The sequence below is a fragment of the Paenarthrobacter sp. NPDC018779 genome (genome assembly GCF_044391085.1).
Taxonomy (GTDB): domain Bacteria; phylum Actinomycetota; class Actinomycetes; order Actinomycetales; family Micrococcaceae; genus Arthrobacter.
The window spans coordinates 166737-190714 of the sequence record NZ_JBIRZS010000006.1 but is presented as its reverse complement, the minus strand read 5'-3'; the positions used below and the strand labels follow the sequence as shown (position 1 = coordinate 190714).

Genomic DNA, 23978 nt, shown 5'->3' with positions numbered 1-23978 from the left:
TCATGCGCAGCAAGCTCGCAGAACGGCTGAGCGCCCCGGGCCTTCGTTTCAAAGCCCTGCCCTGGGGCTCCCGCATCGCCCTGGCCTTCCTCATCCTCATTACCCTCGCGGCCATCCTGGCTCCTGTCCTGGCACCACATGATCCGCTGGAGACCTTCATCCCGGCCACGCCTCCCGGCGCCGAACACTTCTTCGGCACGGACCGCCTGGGACGTGACATCTTCTCCCGGCTCCTGTTCGGCGCGCAGTCTTCGTTGATGATCGGCCTCGGCGCCGTGGGCCTCGCGATCCTGGTGGGCGCACTTCTGGGTTCGTTCGCCGCGACGTCCAGCAAGTCCGTGAACGAGATCATCATGCGCATCATGGACATCCTGATGGCCTTCCCGGGCATCGCCCTGGCAGCAGTACTCCTGGCGGCGTTCGGCAACTCGGTCCCGACCATCATCATCGCGATCGCCATCATCTACACCCCGCAACTGGCCCGCGTGGTCCGCGCCAACGTCCTGGCCCAGTACGGCGAAGACTACGTCCGGGCAGAGCGGGTCATGGGTGCCGGCCGGTTCTACATCCTGGTCAAGCACATTGTCCGCAACACTGCCGCTCCCGTGCTGGTGTTCGCAACCGTCATGGTGGCCGACGCCATCATCCTCGAAGCCTCCCTCTCCTTCCTGGGCGCCGGTGTGCAGGATCCTGCTCCGTCGTGGGGCAACGTGATCTCCTACGGCCGCAACCTGGTCCTGTCCGGCGGTTGGTGGGCCACCACCTTCGCGGGCCTCACCATCCTGCTGACCGTCTTGTCCTTGAACATCCTCGCCGAGGGCCTCACCGACGCGATGGTTAACCCCAAGCTTCGCCGGGCTCCCGTGGTGAAGGACGACGACGGTTCCTCCGCCTCCGTCACCGTGGACACCGAGGTGGCAACGTCAGTCGCCCAGCCTTCCGTTGTTGAGGAACACGAGCTCGACGGCGTACGGGCGGCTTCCGGCGATACGTTCAGCGACGCGCGTGGCCAGTCAGGCCTGCTCACCGATCTTCGGACCGCCGCCGCCAACCCGCACCTCCTCCTGGACCGGGAACTTGCGTTGCTGGCAGAAATCGAAGCGAAGCGCACCGACCGCCTCCCGCAGGTACAGGCAGGCGCACGCAACGTCCTTGAAGTGAAGAACCTGTCCATCCGCTTCCCTGGCCGCTTCGGCGAAACAGCGATCGTGGACAACGTGTCCTTCACGGTCCGGGAGGGCGAAACCATGGGGCTGGTGGGCGAGTCCGGCTGCGGCAAGTCGATCACCTCACTGGCCGTCATGGGCCTCCTCCCGAAGACGGCGCAGGTCACCGGATCCATCAAGTTCGATGGCAAGGAACTCCTGGACGCCAACACCAAGCACAGCAACCCGAAAGCCTACGTTGGCCTTCGCGGTGAGCAGATCGCCATGGTCTACCAGGACGCGTTGAGTTCCTTGAACCCGTCCATGAAGATCAAGGAGCAGATGGAACAGCTCACCAAGCGCGGGGGCCGCAAGTCGCCTGCGGAGCTGTTGGAAATGGTCAAGCTGGATCCTGTCCGGACCCTGGCCAGCTACCCGCACGAGCTCTCCGGCGGCCAGCGCCAGCGCGTACTGATTGCCATGGCGCTGTCCCGTTCGCCGAAGATCGTGGTAGCCGACGAGCCCACCACTGCCCTGGATGTCACGGTCCAGAAGCAGGTTGTGGACCTCCTCAACGAACTCCGCGAGCAGCTCGGATTCGCCATGGTGTTCGTCAGCCACGACCTCGCGTTGGTGGCTTCCCTGGCCCACCGCATCACCGTGATGTACGCCGGCCAAGTGGTGGAATCCGCACAAGCTTCGGAACTCCTGCAGAATCCCAAGCACGAATACACCCGGGGCTTGCTCGGCGCCGTGCTCTCCATCGAAGCCGACGCCACACGGCTCCACCAGATCCCCGGCACGGTCCCGTCGCCGCGCGATTTCGCCACGGGCGACCGTTTCGCGGCCCGCTCGTTGCGGCCCGACGCCGATCCCCACCAGAAACTGGTCCTCACCACTGTCGCGTCGGCGAACGGTGACGATGCCGACCACTACTGGGCGAGCCACCTGAAGGAGGACGCAAAGTGAGTGCCACGCCAGTGATTGAGCTCAAGGACGTCAAGGTCCATCACCGGGCACGCACCGGTGGCCTGTTCCGGCCGAACATCGTCAAGGCCGTCGACGGCGTGGACTTCAGCATCAGCCGCGGCGAAACCGTTGGAATCGTTGGCGAGTCCGGCTGCGGCAAGTCCACCCTCGCGTCAGTGCTCGTGGGACTCCAGCCCCCGACGTCGGGCGGTGTCCTGTTCCACGGAAAGCCGGCCATCAAGCGCAGCGCAGCCATGCGCCGCGAGTTCGGCCGTTCCGTCTCCGTGGTGTTCCAGGATCCGTCCACGGCCCTGAACCCGCGCATGACCATCCAGGACATCCTGACCGATCCCCTGCAGGTCCACGGCGTCGGCAACGCTTCCAGCCGCGCCGCCAAGGTCCGCGAACTGTTGGCGCTGGTTGGTCTCCCGCAATCGGCGGCCGAAGTGACGCCGTCGCAGGTTTCCGGCGGCCAGCGCCAGCGCGTGGCGATCGCCCGGGCACTGGCGCTGGAACCGGACATCATCGTGGCGGACGAGCCGACGTCAGCCCTGGACGTTTCGGTCCGGGCACAGGTGCTGAACCTGCTGTCCGACCTGAAGACGCAACTGAACCTGGGCATGGTGTTCATTTCGCACGATATCCAGACCGTCCGCTACGTCTCGGACCGGATCTGCGTCATGTACTTCGGCAAGATCGTCGAACAAGGCACAGCCGCGCAGGTCTTCGACAATCCCAGCAACGACTACACGCGGAAGCTCCTGGGCGCCGCGCCCAGCCTGCTCCACATCTAGCTTTTCCCTTCACAAGATACAAACAACGGAGATTTCTGTGTCCACTCAGTTCCAGGGCGTCATTCCCCCGGTCATCACGCCCCGCCACGCCGATGGCAGCATCGACACCCAGTCGTTGAAGAACGTCACCAAACACCTGATCGACGGCGGTGTATCCGGACTGTTCGTGCTGGGCTCCTCCGGCGAAGTCCCCTACATGACCAACGCCGAGCGTGAACTGGTGGTCTCCACCATCGCCGACGCCAACGCCGGCGCAGTTCCTTTGATCGTGGGCGCGAACGAGCAAACCACCAACCGCGTCATCGAGGAAGCCCGCAAGGTGGTGGACCTCGGCGCAGACGCGATCGTGGTGACCTCCATGTACTACGCGATCGGCAACGTCGCGGAAACCGAGACCCACTTCCGCAGCATCCACGAGGCTATCCAAAAGCCCATCTTCGCCTACGACGTTCCCGTCCGCACGCACTTCAAGCTGCCCACCGACCTCCTGGTACGCCTCGGCCGCGACGGTGTGATCGTCGGCGTGAAGGACTCCTCTGGCGACGACGTCTCCTTCCGCCAACTCCTCCTTGCTGCCAAGGACATCCCCAACTTCGACATTTTCACGGGTCACGAAGTGGTGGTGGACGGCGCCCTCCTGGGCGGCGCGCAGGGCGTTGTCCCGGGCCTTGGCAACGTGGACCCGGCCGGCTACCGCCGCCTCTTCGACGCTGCGCAGGCCGGCGATTGGGCTTTGGCGGCCCGGGAGCAGGACCGCTTGGCCGACGTCTTCGAGATCGTCTACACCCCCAACGGCCGCGTGTCCGGCGGCGCCGCTGGCCTGGGCGCTTTCAAGACCGCACTGCAGGTCATGGGCATCATCGAGTCCAACACCATGAGCCAGCCCATGCTGTCCCTGAACGGGACCGAAACGGCTGCGATCCGCGCCATCCTGGAACGCAACGGGCTGGTCTAACCTTCAATGACCTCTTCCATGACCCATGTGATCGGCGTTGACCTGGGCGGCACCAAGACTGCTGCCGGGGTTGTCTCCTCCTCAGGCGAGGTGTTGATGTCGGACACTATTCCGACCCTCAACCGGGCCGGTGGCGAGGCGATCCTTGATGCCACCGCAGCGTTGATCGCGGGTTTGGTGGAGGGCGCTGCCGACGCCGGACTGACAGTGTCCGGCGTCGGCATCGGCTCCGCGGGGGTCATTGATGCTGTTACTGGATCCGTGGTGTCCGCCACCGATGCGATCCTGGGCTGGGCGGGGACTGCCTTGACGGCCGGGCTTTCTTCGCGCCTTTCCTTTCCGGCCTCGGCCCTCCACGCCGTCAACGATGTCCACGCCCACGCCCTCGGCGAAGCCTGGCTGGGTGCCGCCGCAGGTTCCTCGAGTTCCTTGATGGTGGCGTTCGGGACGGGCGTCGGTGGCAGCATAGTGCTGAACGGTTCCCCTGTTCTGGGCCACCGTTTTGTGGGCGGGCACGTGGGGCATTTTGCCTCGCCGTTGGCTGTGCATGATGGCCGTACGCTGTCCTGTGTGTGCGGTGGTTCCGGGCATGTGGAGGCTATTGCCTCGGGGCCAGCCATCCATGAGGCCTACCTCCGGTTCGGCGGTTCGCCTTGGTCGGCAGCGGACACCCGCGGTGTGTTTGCGCTCGCGTTCGGTCCGGCCGCTGCGGAGTACGACGCCGGTGCTGCCGCTGGCTCCGCGGATGACCGCGCCGCTGCTTCCCGCGCCATCGAACTGGGTGCCACCGCCGCCGGACAGGCCGTGGGCGGGCTCATCAACATCCTCGATCCCGAAACCGTGGTCATCTCAGGCGGCCTCGCAGACGCAGGTGAGCTGTGGTGGAAACCCATGGAAGCCGCGCTGCGCCAGGAACTCCTTGCACCTCTGGCTGCTGTCCCCGTTGTCCGTGCAACCCTCGGCAACTCCGCGGCCATAGTGGGCGCCGCGAAACTTGTACTTAGCTAAGGAAGAAACCTGTGATTCTCACGTCCGAAAGCCTCGAGGCCCTTCGTTCCCAGCTCATCGTTTCCTGCCAGGCATACCCGGGCGAACCGATGCGCGATCCCCGAACCACTGGCCAGGTTGCTGCCTCGGCGGTGATCGGGGGTGCTGCGGCGATCCGCGTCCAAGGCCTGGCTGACGTGCAGTTCACTCGTACCGCCGTCGAGGTTCCGGTGATTGGCCTCTGGAAGGACGGGCACGACGGCGTCTTCATCACCCCAACCCTCCGGCACGCCCTGGCCGTTGCCAACGCCGGAGCGCATGTTGTGGCGGTCGACGGCACCCGGCGGCACCGACCGGACGGGCTCTCCCTGGCTGACACCGTGGCCGGAATCCATGCGGAATCCCATGCACTGGTGATGGCCGACTGTGGTTCCTTCGAGGACGCCGTTGCTGCTGTTGAGGCGGGCGCCGACCTCATTGGCACCACCCTTGCCGGCTACACCGGCGAGCGCCCCAAAACCGGCGGCCCGGACCTGGAGTTGCTCTCACAGATTGCTTCGGCGGATTTGGGAAAGCCGCTCATCGCAGAGGGCCGCATCCACACCCCCGCCCAAGCCCGCCAAGCCTTGGACGCCGGCGCCTTCGCCGTGGTGGTGGGCACCGCGATCACCCACCCGGCCACCATCACAGGCTGGTTCAAGGGAGCAATGCACGCCTGACCACGCGTTGCGGGGCGGCTAGAGCCCGTACTTCTCCAGCAGCCGCAGCCATACTTCGCTGATGGTCGGATACGACGGCACGGCGTGCCACAAGCGATCCAGCGGAACCTCTCCGACGATCGCAATCGTGGCCGAATGCAGCAACTCAGCGACGCCGGGCCCAACGAACGTAGCGCCGAGGATCACCTTGCGGTCTTCGTCCACCACGATCTGCGCCCAGCCCTTGTAATCGGAGGAGTGCAGCTGGGACCCGGAGACGTTAATCGGCAGTTCCACCCCGGTCACATTCTTCCCTTGCAGCAACGCCTGCTCCAGTGAGGGACCCACTGAGGCAACCTCGGGATCAGTGAAAACCACGCTGGGGATGGCGTGGTCGTTGGCAGTGTGGGCCAAGGAGCTCCACGGTTTGGGGGTGCCGCGCAGGTGGCCGCGGGCACGGGCAACAATGGCATCGCCGGTTGCGCGGGCCTCGTATTTCCCCTGATGGGTCAGGAGCACTTTGCCCGCGGCATCGCCCGCCGCGTAGAGCCACAGGCCACTGGTGCCATCGCTGGCGGGACCGTCCACCAAACCGCTGGGATCCGTAGTGAGCCGGAGCTTGCCGTCCTCCGCAGCGACGCCCACGCTTTCCAGGCCAAGATTGGCCAGCGAAGGGTGCCTGCCGGATGCCACCAGAAGTTGGTCGGCTTGGAGCGTCATGCCGTCCACCGTCACGGCGACCGAACCGTCGTCGTTCTTCTCCACTTTCCGGACGTCCGTGTGCGCGTGAACCGTGACCCCGTCCGCACGGAGGCCAGCCAGGACCAGGTTGGCGGCTTCTTCGGGGTAGCTGCTCAACAGGCGGCCGCGGGCCACCACGGTCACGTCCGAACCGAGGCGCGCGAAGGCCTGGGCAAGTTCAACACCTGCCACACCGCCACCCAGGACAACCATCCTGCGCGGGACTTCCTTGGCGGCCGTGGCACCACGGGTAGTCCAGAAAGGAACGTCTGCCAGGCCCTCGATGTCCGGGATGGTCGGCGTGGAGCCCGTGGCGACCACCACGGCGTGGTGTGCCTTGAGGGCGTAGCTGTTTCCGTCCAGGCCATCCACCTGGACTTCGCGGGGGCCCGTGATGCGCCCGCGGCCGCGGATCAGCTCTATGCCCGCGCTGTCCAGCCACTCAACCTGGCTGCCGTCCTGCCAGTTGTTGGTGAACCAATCGCGGTGTTTAAGGGCTGCTTCCGCGTCCACGGTTCCCGTCACTGCCTCGGAAGCACCGGGCACCAATTGGGCCGCGTGCAGGACGGTGCCCGGCCTCAACAGTGCCTTCGAAGGAATGCAGGCCCAGTAGGAGCATTCGCCACCCACCAGCTCACTTTCAATAATCACCGCCGACAATCCGCCACGGACCACCCTGTCCGCTACGTTTTCCCCCACGGCACCGGCGCCAATAACGATCACATCGAATTCACGGGAGTTTTCGGCAGTCATGGGAGAAGCCTACGCCGGGTTGAAGCAGCAAGTGAGAGAACTCTATTTGAACTGACTGGTCAGTTTAGTTAGAATCGATGCAGACCAGAACCCATCATCCTTGAAGGGATCACATGCTGTCCGCACAGCAACTCCAGATCAACGGCCGCCGGACCGACCTCCTGCCCCCTACCTCGCTCGAAGCAAAGCGAGGCGGGCTCATCCTCATCTCCGGCGAAGGCCAGGACCAGCGAACTGCCCTCGCCCTTGCGCTGAGCGGCCGGATGAAGCCCAGCGACGGAATCCTGTCCTGGGACAGCACTGCCAAAACCAAGAAGATCCGGCTCGCGAGCGCGTTGATCGACTCCCCCGGCGTCAACGAGCCCGAGCAGCACCTGAGCGTCCGCGACCTTGTCACCGAGGACCTGTCCCTCATTCCCCGCCGCTACCGTGGCGCACTGCTGAGCAAGCCATGGCTGAAGGTCAACCGTTTCGAAGACATCGCCGATCTCTGGATTGAACAACTTCCGGCAGGCCGCCGGTTGGAACTGCTGACTTCCCTTGCCTTGGCCGACCCCGCGATCGACCTCTTGGTGGTCGACTCCCCCGATCGCCACAGCGCCGACCCCGCGGCCTGGCTGCCCCGACTGCAGGATTTGGCGTCCGACGCCGGGAGGCCGCTTGCCGTCGTCGCGACAGTCAGCGCCCTTCCGGATGAATGGGACGGACCTGCGGCCGTGATCGGCAATTCTGTGACCCATGCAGCGGAAGCTGCGCCAGACCCCGCGGAAGCTGCGCCCACAGCAGCGACGGAAGTTGCCGCCGTCGTACCCGAAAGCGCTGTTACCGAAGAACACGAAGAAGACCAAGACCTCCAAAGGACTGCAAAGTGACTGTTCTGCGGCTCGCCCGCTCCGAACTCAAGCGCATGACCGGCGGGCTCCTGCCCAAGCTGACCATCCTCGCCCTCACCATGGTGCCGCTCCTGTACGGGGCCGTGTACCTCTACGCGAACTGGGACCCCTACGGCAACCTCAACCAGATCGATGCCGCCCTGGTGGTGGAAGACACCGGCGCCACGTCGAAGGACGGCACCGAACTCCAAGCAGGCAAGAAGGTAGCCGACAGCCTCGTGGACGGCCACGTCTTCAACTGGAAGCAGGTCTCCAACGCCGAGGAAGCAGACGCAGGCGTCAAGACCGGTGAGTACGCGTTCGCCCTGCGCATTCCCAAGGACTTCTCCGCGAACCTGGTCTCCCCCGGCAGCTTCGACGCCGCCAACCAGGCCATGCTGCACGTCACCACCAACGACGCCAACAACTACCTCCTGAGCACCATCGTGGACAAGCTCACCACCGCCGTCCACTCCACGGTGGCCAAGGAAGTGGGCGAGGAAACAGCCAACCAACTCCTCACCGGCTTCGGGACCATTCACGCGTCCATCGTCAAGGCCGCTGACGGCGCCGGGCAGCTGGCCGATGGCGTGGGGAAGCTGAGCGACGGCGCAACCAGCCTTCACGACGGCACCAGCCAACTGGTCACCGGCGCGGATCAACTGGTGGCCGGCCAGACCCAATTGCGCGACGGTGCCAACCAGCTCAACACGGGCGCGGGCCAACTGAGCTCCGGCCTCACGGAACTGAAGAACAAGACCGCCACGTTGCCTGCTGACTCACAGAAACTGGCCGACGGCGCCGCCCAAGTAGCCGCGGGCAACGCCCAGTTGAACGCGAAAGTGCAGGACGTCGTCGGGCAGTTGGAAGCCGCGGACAAGGGCCTGCGGAACCGCGTGCTGGAGTCCAACGCGAGGCTGGTTGCCGCCGGTGTGTTGACCCAGGAGCAAGCGGACAAAGTCCTCGCCGACTTCGATTCCGCCGCCACGTCCAGCCCGGTGACCGACGCCAAGGCGAAGATGGCCGGAGACGCCGCCAAGATCCAGCAACTCTCCGACGGATCGGCGGCCGTCAGTGCCGGGGCAGCGAAGCTCGCCGGAGCAACGCCTGCGCTGACAGATGCCATCACGAAGGCCTCCGCCGGCGCGGACCAGCTCAGCACCGGAGCATCCACCCTTGCCACAGGCCAGCAGACCGCACTGGACGGCGCTGTGAAGCTCGACGGCGGCGCGCGCCAACTCGACGACGGCGCAGGACAACTTGCCACGGGCGCAGTCACGGCGTCCGACGGTGCCCACACGCTCGCGTCCGAGCTGGCCAAGGGCGCGGGCGACATTCCGAACCCCAACGATGAGCAGAAGAGCAACGTCTCCAAGGTCATCGCGGATCCTGTGGCGGTGGAGAACGTCTCGCAGGCCAAGGCCACCTCTTATGGCGCCGGCCTGGCACCGTTCTTCCTGACGCTTGCCCTCTGGATTGGCGTGTTCATGCTGGTCCAGGCCATGCGACCCATCACCCAGCGGGCCCTGGCGTCCAATGCCCCGGCGTGGAAGATCGCCGTGGGCGGCTGGCTGCCGTTCTTCGTGGTTTCGGTGTTGCAAGCCACCATCCTCACGGTCGTGGTGAACCTGGGCCTGGGACTTAACGCCGCGCACCCCATCGGAATGTGGCTCTTCATGCTGGCCGCTGTCATGGCCTTCAGTGCCATCATCCAAGGAATCGTGGCCCTGCTTGGTACGCCCGGAAAATTCGTGGTGCTGATCCTGCTGGTCCTCCAACTGGTCTCCTCCGGCGGAACATTCCCCTGGCAGACCACGCCCATGCCCTTGCACGTGGTGCACGAGGTCCTGCCCATGGGCTACGTGGTGACGGGCATGCGCCACCTGATCTACGGCGGAGAACTGACCATGATCTGGCCCACCGTGCTTGGCCTGCTTGGTTACACTTTGCTGGGAGCGGGGCTGTCCACGCTCGCCGTCCGTAAGCACAAGGTGTGGACCTTGAAGACCCTGAAGCCGGAGATCGCAGTATGAGCACCGCCGAGCCAGTCCCGTCGCCGGGAACTGGAGAGAAGAAGCTCCGGCCCGAACGCACCAACGCCACCAAGCAGCGCCTGTTCGAGGCCTCCATGGAACTCATCGGCGAACGAGGGGCAGCCGGGGTCACCGTGGACGAGATCGCGGCCGCAGCAGGCGTGTCCAAGGGGACTGTCTATTACAACTTCGGCAGCAAGTCAGACCTGATCGCGCAACTGCTGCGCCACGGCGTGGACATCATGCTGGGACGCTTGCAGGCCATAGAAGGCCAAACCGAGGATCCCCTGGAAGCCATGCGGGACATGGTGGGCCAGGCCATGGAGTTCATGGACGACTACCCCTCCTTCGCCCGGCTCTGGGTCAGCGAAAATTGGCGGGCGCCGGGCGAATGGAGTGCAGTGTTCGCCGAGCTTCGCGGTGAACTCCTTGCCGTGATCGGCTCAGCGGTGGAGGGCGTGGCTTCGGGGTACACGGTGGATACGTCCATTGCACGGGGAAGCCTGGAAGCCGCCATCTTCGGGGCCATCTTCGTGGTGGGACTGGACCGGCAAACCTACAACCCGGAGCGCACCCGCGAACAAAGCGTCGCCGCGGTGATGACCATCATGCACGGGTACGTCATTAAGTAGCGTTGCGGGCCCGCTCTGCGCGCTAAGACTCGCTTTTAGAGCGTTCTGCGGGCCGCACAACGGTACACAACTGCAATCTACGACGGCGTGGCGCGGCCGCGTGGTCGGCGATGATTAACCTCATGCGTCACATGGGGAACAGTGGAAAACTTGCCATCATTGCCGCTGTCGTCTCCCTCGGCTTGCTGGTCCTGGCCGCCGCCGTCCTCGAGGAAGTGGTCCTGTACCTGCTCCTGGGCGCCATCCTCACGTGCTACCTGGCCTCCCTGATACAGGTCTTCAACCGCCGCCGGTACCTTGTAGTCCTCCTCGCCGCCGCCGGTACCGCCTTGTTCATTGGCTTCGGTATCGCGTTCCTGCGGATGTGGGGCCTCGCCTTCAACCAGGACTCCAACGCCCTGGGAAGCGCTGTGAGCAGCAAGGATTCGGACATCTACTTCTATCTGGCGGCCTTGGCAGGAGTGGGGACTTTGGGGATCTTGTTCCTCGGCGCGGTGTTGCCCGGCTTCGGTTCCCGCGCCCAGCCCGGCGCCGCCAGGCCCGGAAAGCGTCCCGCCGCCAGGCGACCTGCCGGATCAGTGCCCGCGAAAAGACCCGCCGCTCGCCCCGCCCAGGGCCGCACGACCCAGGGTAGGCCTGCCCAGGGGCGACCTGCCCAACCCCGGCCAGCCGCGGCCAAACGCCCTAACCCCGCCGCACCCACCCAGCCCCGGGCGGCCGCACCCAAACGCCCCACGCAGTCCGGCAAGGCCGCCACGCAGGCCAAGCGACCGCCGTCGAACACCACCGCCCAACGCAAGCCCGCCCCCAAGCGCTAACTCCACGTTGCGGGGCCCGCTGTGCGCCCTAAACCCAAGTTTTGGTCCGCAGAGCAGGCCCCACAACGGGTGGTTTGCGGGACACTCCCAGCACCGCCGTCGCCACGCCGAGGAGCAGGACCAAGCCACCCAGGATCTCGGCGGGCGTGGGAATTTCGCTAAGCACCAGCCACGCGGCGGTCATCCCCACCACGGGAACCAGCAGCGTGAAGGGAACGACGTCGGAACTCGGGTACAGCGTCAGGAGCCTGTTCCAGATCCCGTAACCAATCAGCGAGGCGAACACGGCCGTATACACCGCGCTCAGGATGGTGGCCAGCTGCAGATCCACGATGGTTCCGATTACGGCCTGCGGACCATCCACCACCAAGGACAGCGCCGCCATCGGCACCGGAACCACGGCACCGGACCAGACCACCAGCCCCAGCCCGGACGTGGCCTTCGAGTGCCGGGCCACCACGTTCCCAACGGCCCAGGACAAGGCCGCGGCAAGCACGATCATAAGCGGCAGCACGGGAGCCACGGCACTCCGCCCCAACGCCACCACACCCAAGCCGGCGATGCCCAGGATGACGCCAACCATTTGCCGCCGTGTCGGCCGCTCCCCCAGGATCCGCGAGGCCAGCAGGATGGTAAAAAGCACCTGCGCCTGCAGGACCAGCGAAGCCAGGCCCGCCGGCATACCCAACGCCATGCCCAGGTAAAGGAGACCGAATTGCCCGGCGCTCATGAAAAGCCCGACGCCGACAATCGCCTTCCAGCCCACGTCAGGTTTGCGGATGAACAGGATGCACGGAAAGACCACCAGAAGGAAGCGGAAGGCCACGAAGAGCAGCGGCGGGACATCGTGGCCTGCTGGGTGCAACCCAAGGTCGATGGCAACAAAGTTGATGCCCCAAAGGACGGCGACAAGGACCGCGAGCAAAGAATGGCGAAGGTTCACGACTTAACTCTGACTCCATTCTCGATGAAGCACCAGCGTTGAATTCAGCATGAAACAACGTAGATTTACTTCATGATTGATATCTCCGCGCTTCGGGCCTTGGTGGCAGTAGAGCAGCACGGGTCGGTAGTGGCCGCCTCCGAAGTGATGGGCTACAGCCCGTCGGCTGTGTCCCAGCAGATCAAGAAACTTGAAAAGCAGGCAGGAGTAGCCGTGCTGGAACGAAATGGGCGCGGCGTACTGCTCACCGAGCGGGGCCTGGCCCTTGCCGGGTATGGGCGGCGAATCCTGGGCGAACTGGAAGAGCTGCAGGCCACGCTGCTCGCCGATCCGGAGAAGCCTTCCGGCCTGCTCCGCTTGGTTGCTTTCTCCACGGCTTGCCGCGGCTTGGTGGGTCCCATGTTGGGAAGGATGGCGTCGGCAGGTTCCGCGCTGGAAATCAGCGTCCTGGCCGAGGACCCGCGCGAGGCCGTCCAACGCGTCGCTTCCGGCGAGGCCGAGCTCGCCGTGGTCCACAACTGGAATTCCGTGCCGCTGGTGATCCCGGAGAACATGGTGCTTGAGGACCTCTGCCTCGACCAAGCCGACGTACTGCTCAACAGGGCCCACCCGCTCGCGGCGAGGACCGCCGTCGAACGTGAAGACCTCCTGGACGAGACGTGGGTGAGCACCCCGGCGGGCGCCATCTGCAACGAGGCGTTGCTGCAGATCTTCGCCGGCCTGGGGCGGGTGCCGGATATCCGGGTCTACGATCCCGACTTTTCAACGCATGTCGCAATGGTTGAACAGGCAGTCGCCGTGGCATTGGTCCCCCGACTGGGACGTCCGCCGCTCCCATCTGCGGTGGTGGCCGTCCCTTTGGTGAATCCAGTCCAGCAGCGCGCCGTCGGGATTGTGTACCGCAAGACCATGACGGCGAGTCCCAACATCCGCCACGCCGTCCGCCTGCTCCGCGAGGTGGCTGCCCAACAGGAGCTGCCACTGCAAGCAACGTCACACTGAGGAACATTCGACACTCTCCACGGGGTTAGGTTAGCTTAACCTTACCTAACCACCGGCGCGCCTGATGCGCCGGTCCAAAACCGCTCGGAGGGGCCATGGCAGTTGAAGCAATCCTATTTCCCACGGACACGAACCACCATCACCTGTATGGGCTGGCCAGCTACCACATGGTGGACGATGAGCTCTTTCCCAGTGCCCACAACCGCCGGGACACGTACGCACTCCCGGCCTTCGATATCCGCGGACAATGGGTCTACCCGAGCCGTTACAACGAATACCTCGCGCCACAGCTTCCCGTGTACATGTTCGACGGTGAATACCTGATTGCCACCGGCCACGGCGAGGAGGCTGCGGGCATTCCCGTCTTCGAGATCCGCTGCATGTGCCTGCCGCAACTTGCGGAACCGGATCCCGTTTAGAACCAAGGTTCAACAGCCCGTCCACAGGCTAGTGGCGCGGCACCTTGAAATGCGTCAGCCTGGCATCCTGGCCGTCCAGTTCCGCCCACGGTTTCTCTGTTTCCATTACCGTCAACGCACTCGTTGGGTAACGCGTAGCAGCATCCATGTAGGCGTCATGGTCCGAGTTGCGGGAAGCCAGATGCATGGCCAGGTCCTGGACGCCTGGCATGTGCGAGATGATCATCAGCGTGGTCACCGTGTCCGGTACATGGTTGATCACGGACAACATGCCTGTGGCCGACGCCGCGTACAAGCCGTCCTCGAGTTTGGGCGTCGGAGCCTTCTCCCCAAGCTCGTCGCAGACCCACGTGCAGGTTTGCCGCGTCCTGAGCGCCGAAGAACACAAAATGAAGTCCGGCACGATCTTGTGCTTCAGGAGCCACTTGCCGGCCAGGGGCGCTTCGCGGTGGCCACGCTCCTCCAAGGGCCGCTCGTGGTCCGGGACGCCGAGTGGCCAGTCAGCCTTGGCATGCCGCATGATCACAAGCCGCTTGATGTGGTGGTCGCTCATGCCTCAACCCTATAGCTGCCAAGCCGGCGCAGATACGAAAGCGCCCGCCTCCCCAAGGGAGACGGGCGCTCTGCGCGTTGATGCTAGATGGAGTATTCCGGAGCAGCCCAAACAATGACCTCGGGGTGCTCGTAGAAGCGGTAACCCTGGCCGCGGACCGTGCGGACCGTGTTGGCCAGGCGGCCCAGCTTGGAGCGAAGACGGCGGATGTGGACATCGATGGTGCGCTCGTTGGGCACTTCCTCGGCGTTGCGCCACAGGCCTTCCAGGAGCTCGTCGCGGCCCACAGTGCGGGTGCCGTTCTCCACGAGGTAGTTGAGGAGTTCGAACTCCTTGAACGTCAGGTTCAGCGATTCGCCGTCCAGGTGGACTTCGCGGCGGGCCAGGTCGATGAGCACGCCGGACGGGCGGGCTTCCTGCTGCGGCGCGGGACGGGCGGCCTCAGTGCGCTGGCGGGCAGCAACCGTGGGGTCACCAAAGGTGGAGCGGACGACGTCGAGTGCGGACCCGGGTGCGTTGGCCGGCGCAACAGCGACTGCGGCGTAGCTCTCGGCACCGGTCACGAGGGACTGTGCGTAAGCGCGGATTTCCTGGGCCAGCTTGGCAATGGACGTCCCTGCAGCTGCAGCGGTTTCCTCGTCAATACCCATGTAGAGAACGAATCCGCGGGCCACGTTGTCGTTGGCGACGGGGCGAAGGCGCTCGGTCTGGGCAACCACCGGGGTGGGCGCAGTAATTGGCGCTGGTTCGTTGGTGGGTACTGCGCGCAACTGGCCGTAAGAGTTCGGGTTGTAGCCCTGGGGGACGTACCCGGGTGCCTGCTGGGCGCCCTGGGAACCGGGGGCATAGCCCGGACGGTTGCCAAAACCGGGGCGGAGGCCGGCATTGGAAGCGGCCTTATTGGCGTTACGGACAGAGATGTGGACGTATCCGGATGCAACTGACATGGAGTGCTTACCTCAAAAGTGAATAGCCGTCATCGCGGCTTCGAATGCTGGTTGTCCCCGCAATGAGTCTGGGGAGGGGCGCCCAACGCTGGGCAAGGGGGCGAATGCCTGAAACTTCTTTGGGGTGGAAAGTTAGGCTTGCATTCGACAACAGCGGGTCTCGTCGCCAGCGGGTGCGCTGGACCAGATTGCTGCGGCTGCAGGTGCTGTTGAGTTCTTGTTCACATTGGAAGTGTGCAACGTAACAAAGGCAACACGCAAGTAACAATGTGCCGAAACGTCCACATCCTGAGACAAGGGGCAGTATTGTGCCTCAAATCACAATTCAGCAGGTCCCTAAAATGAACGCCATTCCATTCGTCCGATGCCCGAAATATTGAACGAGGAGTGAACTTTCTTCGACGAATAGTGCATTATGGCCTTCACAATTTTCCAAGCACATGCGGCCATGGAATCTCACGATCTGAAACAGTTACTGACCAGTCGCAACTCGAATCCATCTCGATTTTAGTGGCCCGAATCTGCTACAAGCGGTAGAAACGGGCCACACGCCGGGCGGCGGGTCAGGAAGTGGTGCCCGAACCCGACGTCGAGCCCTGTCCCGAGGACGTGGTTGCAGTGGTGAGCCGGACGGATGCGGCCGTGTAGTTGTCGCCGTCCTTGGTAGCCGTTACCCGCACTTTGGCGCCCGATTTGATGTCCGCGATGGTCAGGCTGCTGGTGGTGCTGCCCCGCTGCCTGGTGCCTTGGGCCACGGCTGTATCCGAACTGAGGACGTACGTCTTGGTGAATCCATCGGAGCTCTTGACCGTCAGGGAATTGGACGAGACCTCACTGACCGTGCCGAGCTGATCGGCCATGGTCACGTATTCGTTGTCGCGGAGGACCACGTACTCCGAATGGATTGCGGTGTTCAGGCCACCGGCCATGCCCAAGCCGTCGGGCGACATGCCGCCCATCTGGCCAGGCATGCCCATGCCGCTCTGGCCCGTTCCGCTCTGGCCCGTTCCGCTTTGCCCGCTGCCGTCCTGGCTGGTTCCGCCGGGTCCGAGGCCCTGTCCCGGGACGCCTTGCTGCGCGCCGAGGCCGCCGGATTGGCCCAATGGAAGATTGGCCGCATCTGCCGAGCCGGCGTTACCCAAGGAGTAGAAACCCGCGGCCGTTCCTGCGGCGACAACCACGGCAACGCCGGCCACGATGAGGGTCCGCTTGAGCGTCCACCGGCTCAGCAGGGTTCCCTTGTCCTTGCCGGGAAGGGAGGTGCCCCAGCCGTTCGCGGGCGGAGCGCCCCAGCCGTTGGTGTTCGACGCCGGAGCTCCCCATCCGTTTTCGGCTGCGGAAGGGTCCGACGGCGGAGCTCCCCACCCCGCCGATGGCCGGGTTCCGCCGGGCTGGGTGGTGCCCTGCGGGGCCGGGGACGTGGGGTCTTCGGGGCGCTGCTGCTGGTTCATGGTGTTCTCCAGATGGGGTTGATGGTCCTCTTAGGCCCCAGAGTCTGCTGCCTGGCTGTGCGGAAGCTGTGTTGAGGAGCAGTCCCTCCTGTGACCTGTGGATTCACGTGTTTCAGGACTCCCACCTCGCTAGTGTTGACTTCACAGGGTCCTCACAGGACCGGCAAAGCGCCGGCAAACCAGCAGATTGGAGAGTTGTCACATGGCATCCCCGCACTCCATGACCAACAACCTTCCCCAGCTCTCCCACCCGGACGGCTCCCCCATCCGCGCCCTGGTGGTGGACGACGAGCCGAGCCTTGCCGAGCTCATGAGCATGGGCCTCCGCATGGCCGGCTGGTCCGTCGCCGTGGCCGCCGACGGACCCGAGGCCGTGAAGCTCGCCAAAGACTTCCGCCCGGACGTCCTGGTGCTGGACGTCATGCTTCCCGGATTCGATGGCGTCGAGGTCCTGAATCGGATCCGCGCGTTCGCCCCGGAGGTCCCCGCCCTTTTCCTCACCGCCAAGGACGCTGTCCAGGACCGAATCGTTGGCCTGGCTGCGGGCGGTGACGACTATGTGACCAAGCCGTTCAGCATGGAAGAAGTGCTGCTGCGCCTTCACCGCTTGGTGCAGCGTTCCGGTGTTGCCGCCATGGACACCGCAGAACTCGTAGTGGGCGACCTGACCCTGAACGTGGACACCCGCGAGGTAACCCGGGCCGGCGAGGACATCGCCCTCACGGCAACCCAGTTCGAGCTCCTGCGCTACCTCATGGAGAACCCCAAACGTGTGGTCAGCAAGGCCCAGATCCTCGACCGCGTGTGGGACTACGACTTCGGCGGGCAGGCGAACATCGTGGAACTCTACATCTCCTACCTGCGCAAGAAGATCGAGGCCAACCACCCGCCCATGATCCACACCGTGCGTGGCGCAGGCTACGTCATCAAGCCCGCGGACTAAGCCTTGACCACACTCTCAGGGGTCGCCAGGAAGACGCAGCGGAGTTGGCTGGACCCATCCACCTGGCATTTGCGGACCCGCCTGGTGCTCGTAGCCATGGCACTGCTCGTTGCCATCTGCGGGGCGGTGGGCGTAGTCAGCTATGCGTCCATGGACATGGTGTTCAACCGTCAGTTGGACAAGCAATTGGAGCAGGCGTCCAGCCGCGCAACTGATTTCGGCAGGCCACCCTCCAGCTTCCCGAACGGCCGGCCGGACCCCCTCGAAGCCCGTGGGCAGGGCGCCGGAACCCTGAATGCGCGGATCAGCGGGTCAACCGTCAGTAGCGCCGGGCTCATTGACGCTTCAGGAAACCGTGCGGCCCTCTCCGCCGAAGACAACCAGGTCCTCTTGGACCTCCCCTTGGACAACCGACCCGTGGACCGTTCGCTCTCCAACGGCGACTACCGGCTGGTGGCGGTCAAGATGCCCTACGGGGACGTGATCGTGACAGGCCTGCCGCTGGCTGACAAGCAGAGCACCGAAGCGTCCCTCGTCTGGACCATGGTGTTCGTATCGCTGGGCGGTCTGGTACTGATCGGGCTGGCCGGCACGGTCATCATCCGGCGGACCATGCGGCCGCTGGAGCAACTGTCCGAGGTGGCCACCAAGGTTTCCCGCCTGCCTCTCGACGCCGGCGAGGTAGCGCTTGCGGTGCGCGTACCCCCGTCGGCCTCCCACCCTGGCACCGAAGTAGGCAGCGTGGGCTACGCCCTCAACCAAATGCTGAACAACGTTGCCAGCGCCCTCGAAGCCAGGCAGGAAAGTGAAACCAAGGTACGGCAATTCGTTGCCGACGCCTCCCACGAGCTCCGTACGCCCCTTACAGCCATCCGGGGTTACACCGAGATGCTGCGGATGACCGAGAATTTCACCGAGGATGGCCGCAAGTCGCTGGCGCGCGTCCAGAGCCAATCGGAGCGGATGAGCACGCTGGTGGAGGATTTGCTGCTCCTGGCCCGTTTGGACGAAGGGCAGCCCTTGAAGGTCACGGACGTGGACCTGACGCAGTTGGTCATCGAAACCGTGACGGACGAGAAAGTCATGGCCCCGGACCACGTGTGGCAGCTCAAGCTTCCGGATGAGCCCATTACGGTCCGTGGCGATGGCACTCAACTTCATCAGGTGCTCGCCAACCTGCTGTCCAACGCACGCAAGCACACCGATCCTGGCACCACTGTGGTCACCGGCGTGATGCTGAGCGCGGACGGGAGTGCAGTGGTCACCGTGACGGACAATGGACCCGGCATTCCCGCGGATTTCCAAGGCCGCATCTTCTCCCGTTTTGCCCGGGCTGACGCTGCACGGTCGGGCTCCGAAGGGACCTCCGGGCTGGGACTCTCAATCGTCGAATCCATCGTTGGAGCGCACGGTGGCAGCGTCGAAGTCACCTCAAAACCGGGGCGCACGGAGTTCGCCTTGCGCCTCCCCTCGGTGAGTAGCGAACGGGTGTAACGAAACCGGCAAGGCGACGCACCGGCGTCGTGATCTCTGTTACCTAAATGTGACTTAAGCGAAATCCTCCTGTACCGTCGAAAGGGTGGGTCGCCCCAAGAGGCCCGCACCCGGGATGCGCCGAGCTCTGCCACTTCCCGGAGTTCCGTTCTCATCGAGGCAGAGACGGGGGACCCAGAGTCTCCGGGCCAGGCATTGCGCCGGCCCTTGGGGTGAAGCCGCAGCTACGCGCGCGGCCGGATGACCTCATCCGAACCCGACAGCTAACTCCGCAGGCGCTGAGAGGTAATCACACATGTCTGAATTCAAGGATCAGACGCGCCATTCCGCGCGTCATCGCGACGAAAACGATGCTCCCCTGACCAAGTCGCAGGCCGTTCTGAAGAACGCCGCGCGCCAGGGCAAGGCCGGCCACCGCATGTCGGTCGTAGCAGGTGTTGTTGCCGCCGCACTCGGCGTCGCTTCGCTGGGACAAGCCGCCAACGCCGCGTTCAACCTGCCGGAACTGAGCCAGGCCGCACAGACCCAAGCCGCCGTACAGTCTGACCCGAAGGCCAATGCTGCTTCAGACGCAGCTGCGGAAAAGGCTGCCGCTGATCGTGCAGCGTCGGCCAAGGCCGCAGCGGACCAGGCCGCGGCCGCAAAGGCAGCAGCTGAGAAGGCCGCCGCCGACAAGGCAGCTGCAGACAAGGCTGCCGCAGAGAAGGCCGCAGCCGACCAGGCTGCCGCTGCACAGGCCGCAGCTGAGAAAGCCGCCGCCGACGCCGCAGCAAAGGCCGCCGCTGACAAGGCGGCAGCAGCAGCTGCAGCCGCCGCAGCTGCCCCCAAGGCAATCGACGACCCCGCAGCAGCCAAGGCCTATGCCGCCAGCATCCTGGCCAACTACGGCTGGGGCCCGGGCGAAATGACCGCCCTCAACACGCTGTGGGAAAAGGAATCCAACTGGCGGACCACTGCCACCAATGCTTCCAGTGGCGCTTACGGCATTGTCCAGTCCCTCCCTGCTTCCAAGATGGCTACGGCAGGCGCTGACTGGCAGACCAACTACCAGACCCAGATCAAGTGGGGCCTGAACTACATCAAGGAACGCTACGGTTCGCCGTCCGCCGCCCTTGCCTTCCACTTGGCCAACAACTGGTACTAAGCCCGGAGGCTTCCCGATAGCCGCTCCTGTTCCCGCCGTTCGCAGCAACCCCAACTGATGCGCACGGCGGGACCGGGGGCGGCTTTTCGCGTCCCCACGCCAAGGTGTTCGCGTTCCACTGGCCGCCGCGCGGGCGACGTTTCCGTCCAACCAAGTTACACAGTCCCGTCACAGCTTCCGCCTAAAGCCCTCACAATCGGCGGCTCCACTCTGGATGCATGACGCTCATAGATCCAGCCACCAGTGCGCTGCCGAACCCCGCCCATGCGGGGCACTCCGCCGCTCCTGCCTTGCCCCACCGGCAGATGCGGCGCTCTCGCGTGGACACCCGGACCACAGTTCCCGTCCTGGACGTCACCGTTCCCGTCCACAACGAGGAAACGGACCTGGAGGAATGCCTGCGCCGCCTGCACGGACACCTCGTGGACACTTTCCCGCATTCCTTCCGCATCACGGTGGCGGACAATGCAAGCACGGACAACACCCTGAAGATCGCCGAGCGACTGGCCCGCGAACTCCCCGAAATTGCCGTCATGCGCTTCGAGGAAAAGGGCAGGGGCAACGCCCTCCGTCAGGTCTGGCTCGCGTCGCCTTCCCCCGTGCTGGCCTACATGGACGTGGATCTCTCCACCGACCTCGCCGCCCTGGCCCCACTGCTGGCCCCGCTGATCTCCGGGCACTCGGACTTGGCCATCGGCACCCGGCTTTCCCGCAACTCCCGGGTAGTCCGTGGACCGAAGCGCGAATTCGTGTCCCGCAGCTACAACGTCCTCCTGCACACCGTCATGGGTGCACGGTTCTCCGACGCGCAGTGCGGCTTCAAGGCCATCCGCGCGGACGTAGCCCACCAGATCCTCCCCCACACGCTGGACAACGCCTGGTTCTTCGACACCGAACTGCTGGTCCTCGCCGAACGCTGCGGACTCCGCGTCCATGAAGTCCCCGTGGACTGGACCGACGATCCCAACTCAAGCGTCGACATCGTACGTACCGCACTGGCCGACCTCCGCGGAATGGCGCGCCTGACGCGCGACCTGGTCACCGGCCGCATCCCCGTTCCCGAACTTCGTGCCGCCCTGGCCCGCGGACCACTCCCCGCTTCCTCACGGACCTCCGAGGCCACGCCGCGCACCAGCCTGTTCGGGCAACTTGTGCGCTTCGGATTCATCGGTGCCGTGTCCACCGTGGCCTACCTGGTGATCTTCCTGTTCTGCCGCGGTTTCATGGACCCGCAGCTCGCCAACTTCCTGGCGCTCATCATCACCGCCGTGGCAAACACCGCCGCCAACCGCCGCTTCACGTTCGGCATCCACGGCGGCAACCACGCACGGCACCACTTCGAAGGGCTGATCGTGTTCGGCATCGGCTTGGCGCTCACCTCCGGTGCGCTCGCCCTGGTGCATGGAAGCACGACGCCGGACCGCTGGGTTGAGGTGGCAACCGTGGTTGGGGCGAACCTCACCGCAACGGTGGCCCGGTTCCTGCTGTTCCGGTTGTGGGTGTTCCGCCGCCCTACGCAAGCAGCGACGCCCGACCAGGCCACGGAGGTGGCAGCAAAGTGATCACCGCCCTCCAACCAGGCACGGCCGCCGCAGCGGAACCTGTGGCCACCCAGCAGACCAAATCACGGTTGCAGCGCCTGGCGTTCGGCCGGCAGGCTCGCTGGGTCCGCCCCTCAGCCGCCGGGCTCCTGGTGGCTACTGCCTTCCTCTACCTCTGGAACCTCGCGGCCACGGGCTACGGCAATTCCTTCTACGCCGCCGCCATCCAGGCCGGCGCCAAGGACTGGACGGCCTTGTTCTTCGGCTCGCTCGACGCCGGCAACGCCATCACCGTGGACAAGCCACCGGCTTCCCTCTGGATTCCCGCGCTCGTGGGCAGGGTCTTCGGCTTCTCCCCCACCAGCATGCTGGTCCCGGAGGCACTCATGGGAGTGGCCGCCGTCGGGCTTTTGTACCTGGCGATCAAGCGGGTGGCGGGACCCGCGGCGGGCCTCATCGCCGGTGGCGCGCTGGCTCTGACCCCGGTGGCAGCACTGATGTTCAGGTTCAACAACCCGGACGCCATGCTCACGCTGTGCCTGGTGCTGGCCGCCTACCTGACAACGCGGGCCATCGAGAAGGCGGGCTGGAAGTGGCTTGCCGCGGCGGGTGCCGTGGTTGGGTTGGCCTTCCTGAGCAAGATGCTCCAAGGCTTCCTGATTGTTCCCGGACTGGCGCTCGCGTATCTGTGGGCAGCTCCCACCACGCTCCGCAACAGGATCCTGCACCTCCTTGCAGCCGCAGCGGGAATCGTGGCTGTTGCCGGGACGTACATCGCGATCTTCCAGCTGACCCCCGCCTCGGCACGGCCCTACATGGCAGGGTCCGAGGGCAACAGCTTCCTTGAACTCACGTTCGGCTACAACGGCCTGGGCCGTATCACCGGATCTGGCGAAGGCGGAGCCGGTGGCGGCATACCCGGCGGCGGCGGAGGCATGGGCGGCAATGCCGGATTCGGTGGCGCAGCCGGCCTGGGCCGCATGTTCGGCACAAGCTTCGGCGGCGAAGTTTCCTGGTTGCTCCCGGCGGCCCTCATCCTCCTGGTGGCCGGACTGTGGTTCACCCGCCGCGAAGTCCGCACTTCCCGGAGCAGGGCTGCCCTCCTGATGTGGGGCGGCTGGTTGGTGGTCACGGCTGGAATCTTCAGCTTCATGAGCGGCATCGTCCACCCCTACTACGCCGTGGCGCTTGCACCGGCCATCGCTGCGCTGATCGGCATTGGCTGCGTCGAGCTGTGGCGCGGCCGCGACTCCTGGGCCGCGCGGATCATCCTTGCCGTTGTGGTGCTGGGCAGCGCTCTTTGGTCGGCCGTGCTGCTGGGACGGGATGCGACGTGGCTGCCCTGGCTCCGCATCCTCGTTGTGGTCCTCGGCGTCCTCGCGGCGGTAGCCCTGCTGCTCCGGGTGGACCGACTCGGTGCCTCCGCGCTCAAGGGCACGCTACGACGCCTGCCCGCGGCCGCCGTCGTGGTGGTGTCCCTTCTGGCCGGCGGCCTGGGTACCGGGGCTTGGACCGTTGCCACCGCCGGGACCCCGCATTCGGGTTCCATTCCGACGTCGGGACCTGCCGGTGCGGCCAGCGGCGGCTTCGGCGCGAGGACCGGAAGCGACGGCCGGAACCGCGACTTCGGCAGCGCCCAAAACGGGCTGGGCGGGGCTACCGGTCTTGGCGAAGCACCCTCGGGCAGCACGCTTCCCGACGGAACGGTTCCCGACGCAGCAGTTCCCGACGCAACGAACGGTGCACAGGATGCGGCCGCAGGCGGCTTCCCCGGAGCCGGGGGCTTCGGAGCCGGGGGCGGCAGCACAGCCAACGCCGAACTGACAGCCTTGCTGAAATCCACCACCACCAAGTGGTCGGCGATCGTCTCCGGAGCAACCCAGGCGGCAGACCTGGAACTCGCCACGAACACCAGCGTCATCGCTTTGGGTGGCTGGAACGGCGGCGACCCGTACCCCACCCTGGCCCAGTTTCAGGACATGGTGGACAAGGGCCAGATCAGTTACTTCATCTCCGGCGGCGGCATGGGCGGCGGCACGGGCGGTGGCGGCCGGGGCGGCCACTCCGAAGTGGCCGCATGGGTAGCAGCCAACTATGAAGCGCAAACCGTGGGCAGCGCCACCGTCTACAAGCTGGTGAACTGA

Annotated in this window: 21 protein-coding genes and 1 riboswitch; of the genes, 16 read left to right on the top strand and 5 right to left on the bottom strand. The window is 65.2% G+C overall.

What is annotated here, in order from left to right; translation table 11 throughout:
* The first annotated feature begins 2 nt into the window (after positions 1–2).
* Genes ACH488_RS09740 through ACH488_RS09720 form a run of 5 tightly spaced genes read left to right on the top strand, consistent with a single transcriptional unit; the run spans position 3 to position 5569 of the window.
* Positions 3–2114, top strand: a complete 2112-nt coding sequence (locus ACH488_RS09740; RefSeq protein ID WP_397323853.1) for a dipeptide/oligopeptide/nickel ABC transporter permease/ATP-binding protein — start codon at positions 3–5, stop codon at positions 2112–2114.
* The gene (locus ACH488_RS09735) at positions 2111–2908 is read left to right on the top strand and encodes an ATP-binding cassette domain-containing protein (protein WP_397323851.1); all 798 of its coding nucleotides are present in this window, start codon (positions 2111–2113) and stop codon (positions 2906–2908) included. Before ACH488_RS09740 ends, ACH488_RS09735 begins: the two co-directional genes overlap by 4 nt.
* Before the next feature lie 37 nt (positions 2909–2945).
* Positions 2946–3863: a dihydrodipicolinate synthase family protein gene (locus ACH488_RS09730; protein WP_397323850.1), complete on the top strand. Its 918-nt coding sequence runs from the start codon at positions 2946–2948 to the stop codon at positions 3861–3863.
* Positions 3864–3881: 18 nt separating this feature from the next.
* Positions 3882–4871 (top strand): ROK family protein, encoded by a 990-nt coding sequence (locus ACH488_RS09725; RefSeq protein ID WP_397323848.1) that lies wholly within the window; start codon positions 3882–3884, stop codon positions 4869–4871.
* Between the two features lie 11 nt (positions 4872–4882).
* Positions 4883–5569 (top strand): N-acetylmannosamine-6-phosphate 2-epimerase, encoded by a 687-nt coding sequence (locus ACH488_RS09720; protein WP_397323847.1) that lies wholly within the window; start codon positions 4883–4885, stop codon positions 5567–5569.
* 18 nt (positions 5570–5587) lie between these two features.
* Here ACH488_RS09720 and ACH488_RS09715 read toward each other — a convergent pair whose 3' ends face one another.
* Complete coding sequence (locus ACH488_RS09715; RefSeq protein ID WP_397323845.1) at positions 5588–7042, bottom strand: dihydrolipoyl dehydrogenase family protein; 1455 nt, start codon at positions 7040–7042, stop codon at positions 5588–5590.
* 113 nt (positions 7043–7155) lie between these two features.
* Between ACH488_RS09715 and ACH488_RS09710 the strand changes: the two genes are divergently transcribed.
* The 4 genes from ACH488_RS09710 (at position 7156) to ACH488_RS09695 (ending at position 11397) form a co-directional block, all read left to right on the top strand.
* The gene (locus ACH488_RS09710; protein WP_397323844.1) at positions 7156–7914 is read left to right on the top strand and encodes an ABC transporter ATP-binding protein; all 759 of its coding nucleotides are present in this window, start codon (positions 7156–7158) and stop codon (positions 7912–7914) included.
* A complete protein-coding gene (locus ACH488_RS09705; protein WP_397323843.1) occupies positions 7911–9947 on the top strand; it encodes a YhgE/Pip family protein in 2037 nt (678 codons plus the stop codon). The genes ACH488_RS09710 and ACH488_RS09705 overlap by 4 nt, the downstream gene beginning before the upstream one ends.
* The gene (locus ACH488_RS09700; RefSeq protein WP_397323841.1) at positions 9944–10579 is read left to right on the top strand and encodes a TetR/AcrR family transcriptional regulator; all 636 of its coding nucleotides are present in this window, start codon (positions 9944–9946) and stop codon (positions 10577–10579) included. The genes ACH488_RS09705 and ACH488_RS09700 overlap by 4 nt, the downstream gene beginning before the upstream one ends.
* 131 nt (positions 10580–10710) lie before the next feature.
* A complete protein-coding gene (locus tag ACH488_RS09695; RefSeq protein ID WP_397323839.1) occupies positions 10711–11397 on the top strand; it encodes a hypothetical protein in 687 nt (228 codons plus the stop codon).
* 28 nt (positions 11398–11425) lie between these two features.
* Here the strand turns inward: ACH488_RS09695 and ACH488_RS09690 are convergent, their stop codons facing one another.
* Positions 11426–12340, bottom strand: a complete 915-nt coding sequence (locus ACH488_RS09690) for an EamA family transporter (RefSeq protein ID WP_397323837.1) — start codon at positions 12338–12340, stop codon at positions 11426–11428.
* 72 nt (positions 12341–12412) lie between these two features.
* Here ACH488_RS09690 and ACH488_RS09685 point away from each other — a divergent pair, with 72 nt between their 5' ends.
* Both ACH488_RS09685 and ACH488_RS09680 read left to right on the top strand, forming a co-directional pair.
* On the top strand, positions 12413–13342 hold the full coding sequence (locus ACH488_RS09685) for a LysR family transcriptional regulator (protein WP_397323836.1): 930 nt from the start codon (positions 12413–12415) through the stop codon (positions 13340–13342).
* Positions 13343–13437: 95 nt separating this feature from the next.
* Positions 13438–13761: a hypothetical protein gene (locus ACH488_RS09680; protein WP_397323835.1), complete on the top strand. Its 324-nt coding sequence runs from the start codon at positions 13438–13440 to the stop codon at positions 13759–13761.
* A 28-nt stretch (positions 13762–13789) separates the two neighbouring features.
* Here ACH488_RS09680 and ACH488_RS09675 read toward each other — a convergent pair whose 3' ends face one another.
* From ACH488_RS09675 to ACH488_RS09665, 3 genes are all read right to left on the bottom strand, one after another.
* Positions 13790–14314 (bottom strand): SixA phosphatase family protein, encoded by a 525-nt coding sequence (locus ACH488_RS09675; RefSeq protein WP_397323834.1) that lies wholly within the window; start codon positions 14312–14314, stop codon positions 13790–13792.
* A gap of 83 nt (positions 14315–14397) precedes the next feature.
* Entirely contained in the window at positions 14398–15261 is an 864-nt protein-coding gene (locus ACH488_RS09670) for a winged helix-turn-helix domain-containing protein (protein ID WP_397323832.1), read from the bottom strand.
* Positions 15262–15824: 563 nt separating this feature from the next.
* Positions 15825–16712, bottom strand: a complete 888-nt coding sequence (locus ACH488_RS09665; RefSeq protein WP_397323831.1) for a hypothetical protein — start codon at positions 16710–16712, stop codon at positions 15825–15827.
* Between the two features lie 202 nt (positions 16713–16914).
* Here ACH488_RS09665 and ACH488_RS09660 point away from each other — a divergent pair, with 202 nt between their 5' ends.
* The 5 genes from ACH488_RS09660 to ACH488_RS09640 all read left to right on the top strand — a co-directional run bounded on the left by ACH488_RS09660 (position 16915) and on the right by ACH488_RS09640 (position 23978).
* Positions 16915–17655 carry a response regulator transcription factor gene (locus ACH488_RS09660; RefSeq protein WP_397323830.1) on the top strand — a complete coding sequence of 247 codons (741 nt, stop codon included), beginning with the start codon at positions 16915–16917 and terminating at the stop codon, positions 17653–17655.
* Positions 17656–17658: 3 nt separating this feature from the next.
* Complete coding sequence (locus ACH488_RS09655; RefSeq protein ID WP_397323829.1) at positions 17659–19149, top strand: ATP-binding protein; 1491 nt, start codon at positions 17659–17661, stop codon at positions 19147–19149.
* 108 nt (positions 19150–19257) lie between these two features.
* Positions 19258–19441, top strand: a riboswitch (cyclic di-AMP (ydaO/yuaA leader).
* A 3-nt stretch (positions 19442–19444) separates the two neighbouring features.
* Positions 19445–20293: a hypothetical protein gene (locus ACH488_RS09650; protein WP_397323828.1), complete on the top strand. Its 849-nt coding sequence runs from the start codon at positions 19445–19447 to the stop codon at positions 20291–20293.
* Positions 20294–20511: 218 nt separating this feature from the next.
* A complete protein-coding gene (locus ACH488_RS09645) occupies positions 20512–21855 on the top strand; it encodes a glycosyltransferase (RefSeq protein ID WP_397323827.1) in 1344 nt (447 codons plus the stop codon).
* Positions 21852–23978 (top strand): ArnT family glycosyltransferase, encoded by a 2127-nt coding sequence (locus ACH488_RS09640; RefSeq protein WP_397323825.1) that lies wholly within the window; start codon positions 21852–21854, stop codon positions 23976–23978. The genes ACH488_RS09645 and ACH488_RS09640 overlap by 4 nt, the downstream gene beginning before the upstream one ends.

Bases quoted from the DNA above. Each gene is read 5' to 3' on its own strand.
- ACH488_RS09740 (WP_397323853.1), top strand. From the start codon at position 3: ATGCGCAGCAAGCTCGCAGAACGGCTGAGCGCCCCGGGCCTTCGTTTC.
- ACH488_RS09725 (WP_397323848.1), top strand. From the start codon at position 3,882: ATGACCCATGTGATCGGCGTTGACCTGGGCGGCACCAAGACTGCTGCC.
- ACH488_RS09715 (WP_397323845.1), bottom strand. From the start codon at position 7,042: ATGACTGCCGAAAACTCCCGTGAATTCGATGTGATCGTTATTGGCGCC.
- ACH488_RS09710 (WP_397323844.1), top strand. From the start codon at position 7,156: ATGCTGTCCGCACAGCAACTCCAGATCAACGGCCGCCGGACCGACCTC.
- ACH488_RS09700 (WP_397323841.1), top strand. From the start codon at position 9,944: ATGAGCACCGCCGAGCCAGTCCCGTCGCCGGGAACTGGAGAGAAGAAG.
- ACH488_RS09695 (WP_397323839.1), top strand. From the start codon at position 10,711: ATGGGGAACAGTGGAAAACTTGCCATCATTGCCGCTGTCGTCTCCCTC.
- ACH488_RS09685 (WP_397323836.1), top strand. From the start codon at position 12,413: ATGATTGATATCTCCGCGCTTCGGGCCTTGGTGGCAGTAGAGCAGCAC.
- ACH488_RS09680 (WP_397323835.1), top strand. From the start codon at position 13,438: ATGGCAGTTGAAGCAATCCTATTTCCCACGGACACGAACCACCATCAC.
- ACH488_RS09675 (WP_397323834.1), bottom strand. From the start codon at position 14,314: ATGAGCGACCACCACATCAAGCGGCTTGTGATCATGCGGCATGCCAAG.
- ACH488_RS09670 (WP_397323832.1), bottom strand. From the start codon at position 15,261: ATGTCAGTTGCATCCGGATACGTCCACATCTCTGTCCGTAACGCCAAT.
- ACH488_RS09665 (WP_397323831.1), bottom strand. From the start codon at position 16,712: ATGAACCAGCAGCAGCGCCCCGAAGACCCCACGTCCCCGGCCCCGCAG.
- ACH488_RS09660 (WP_397323830.1), top strand. From the start codon at position 16,915: ATGGCATCCCCGCACTCCATGACCAACAACCTTCCCCAGCTCTCCCAC.
- ACH488_RS09650 (WP_397323828.1), top strand. From the start codon at position 19,445: ATGTCTGAATTCAAGGATCAGACGCGCCATTCCGCGCGTCATCGCGAC.
- ACH488_RS09645 (WP_397323827.1), top strand. From the start codon at position 20,512: ATGACGCTCATAGATCCAGCCACCAGTGCGCTGCCGAACCCCGCCCAT.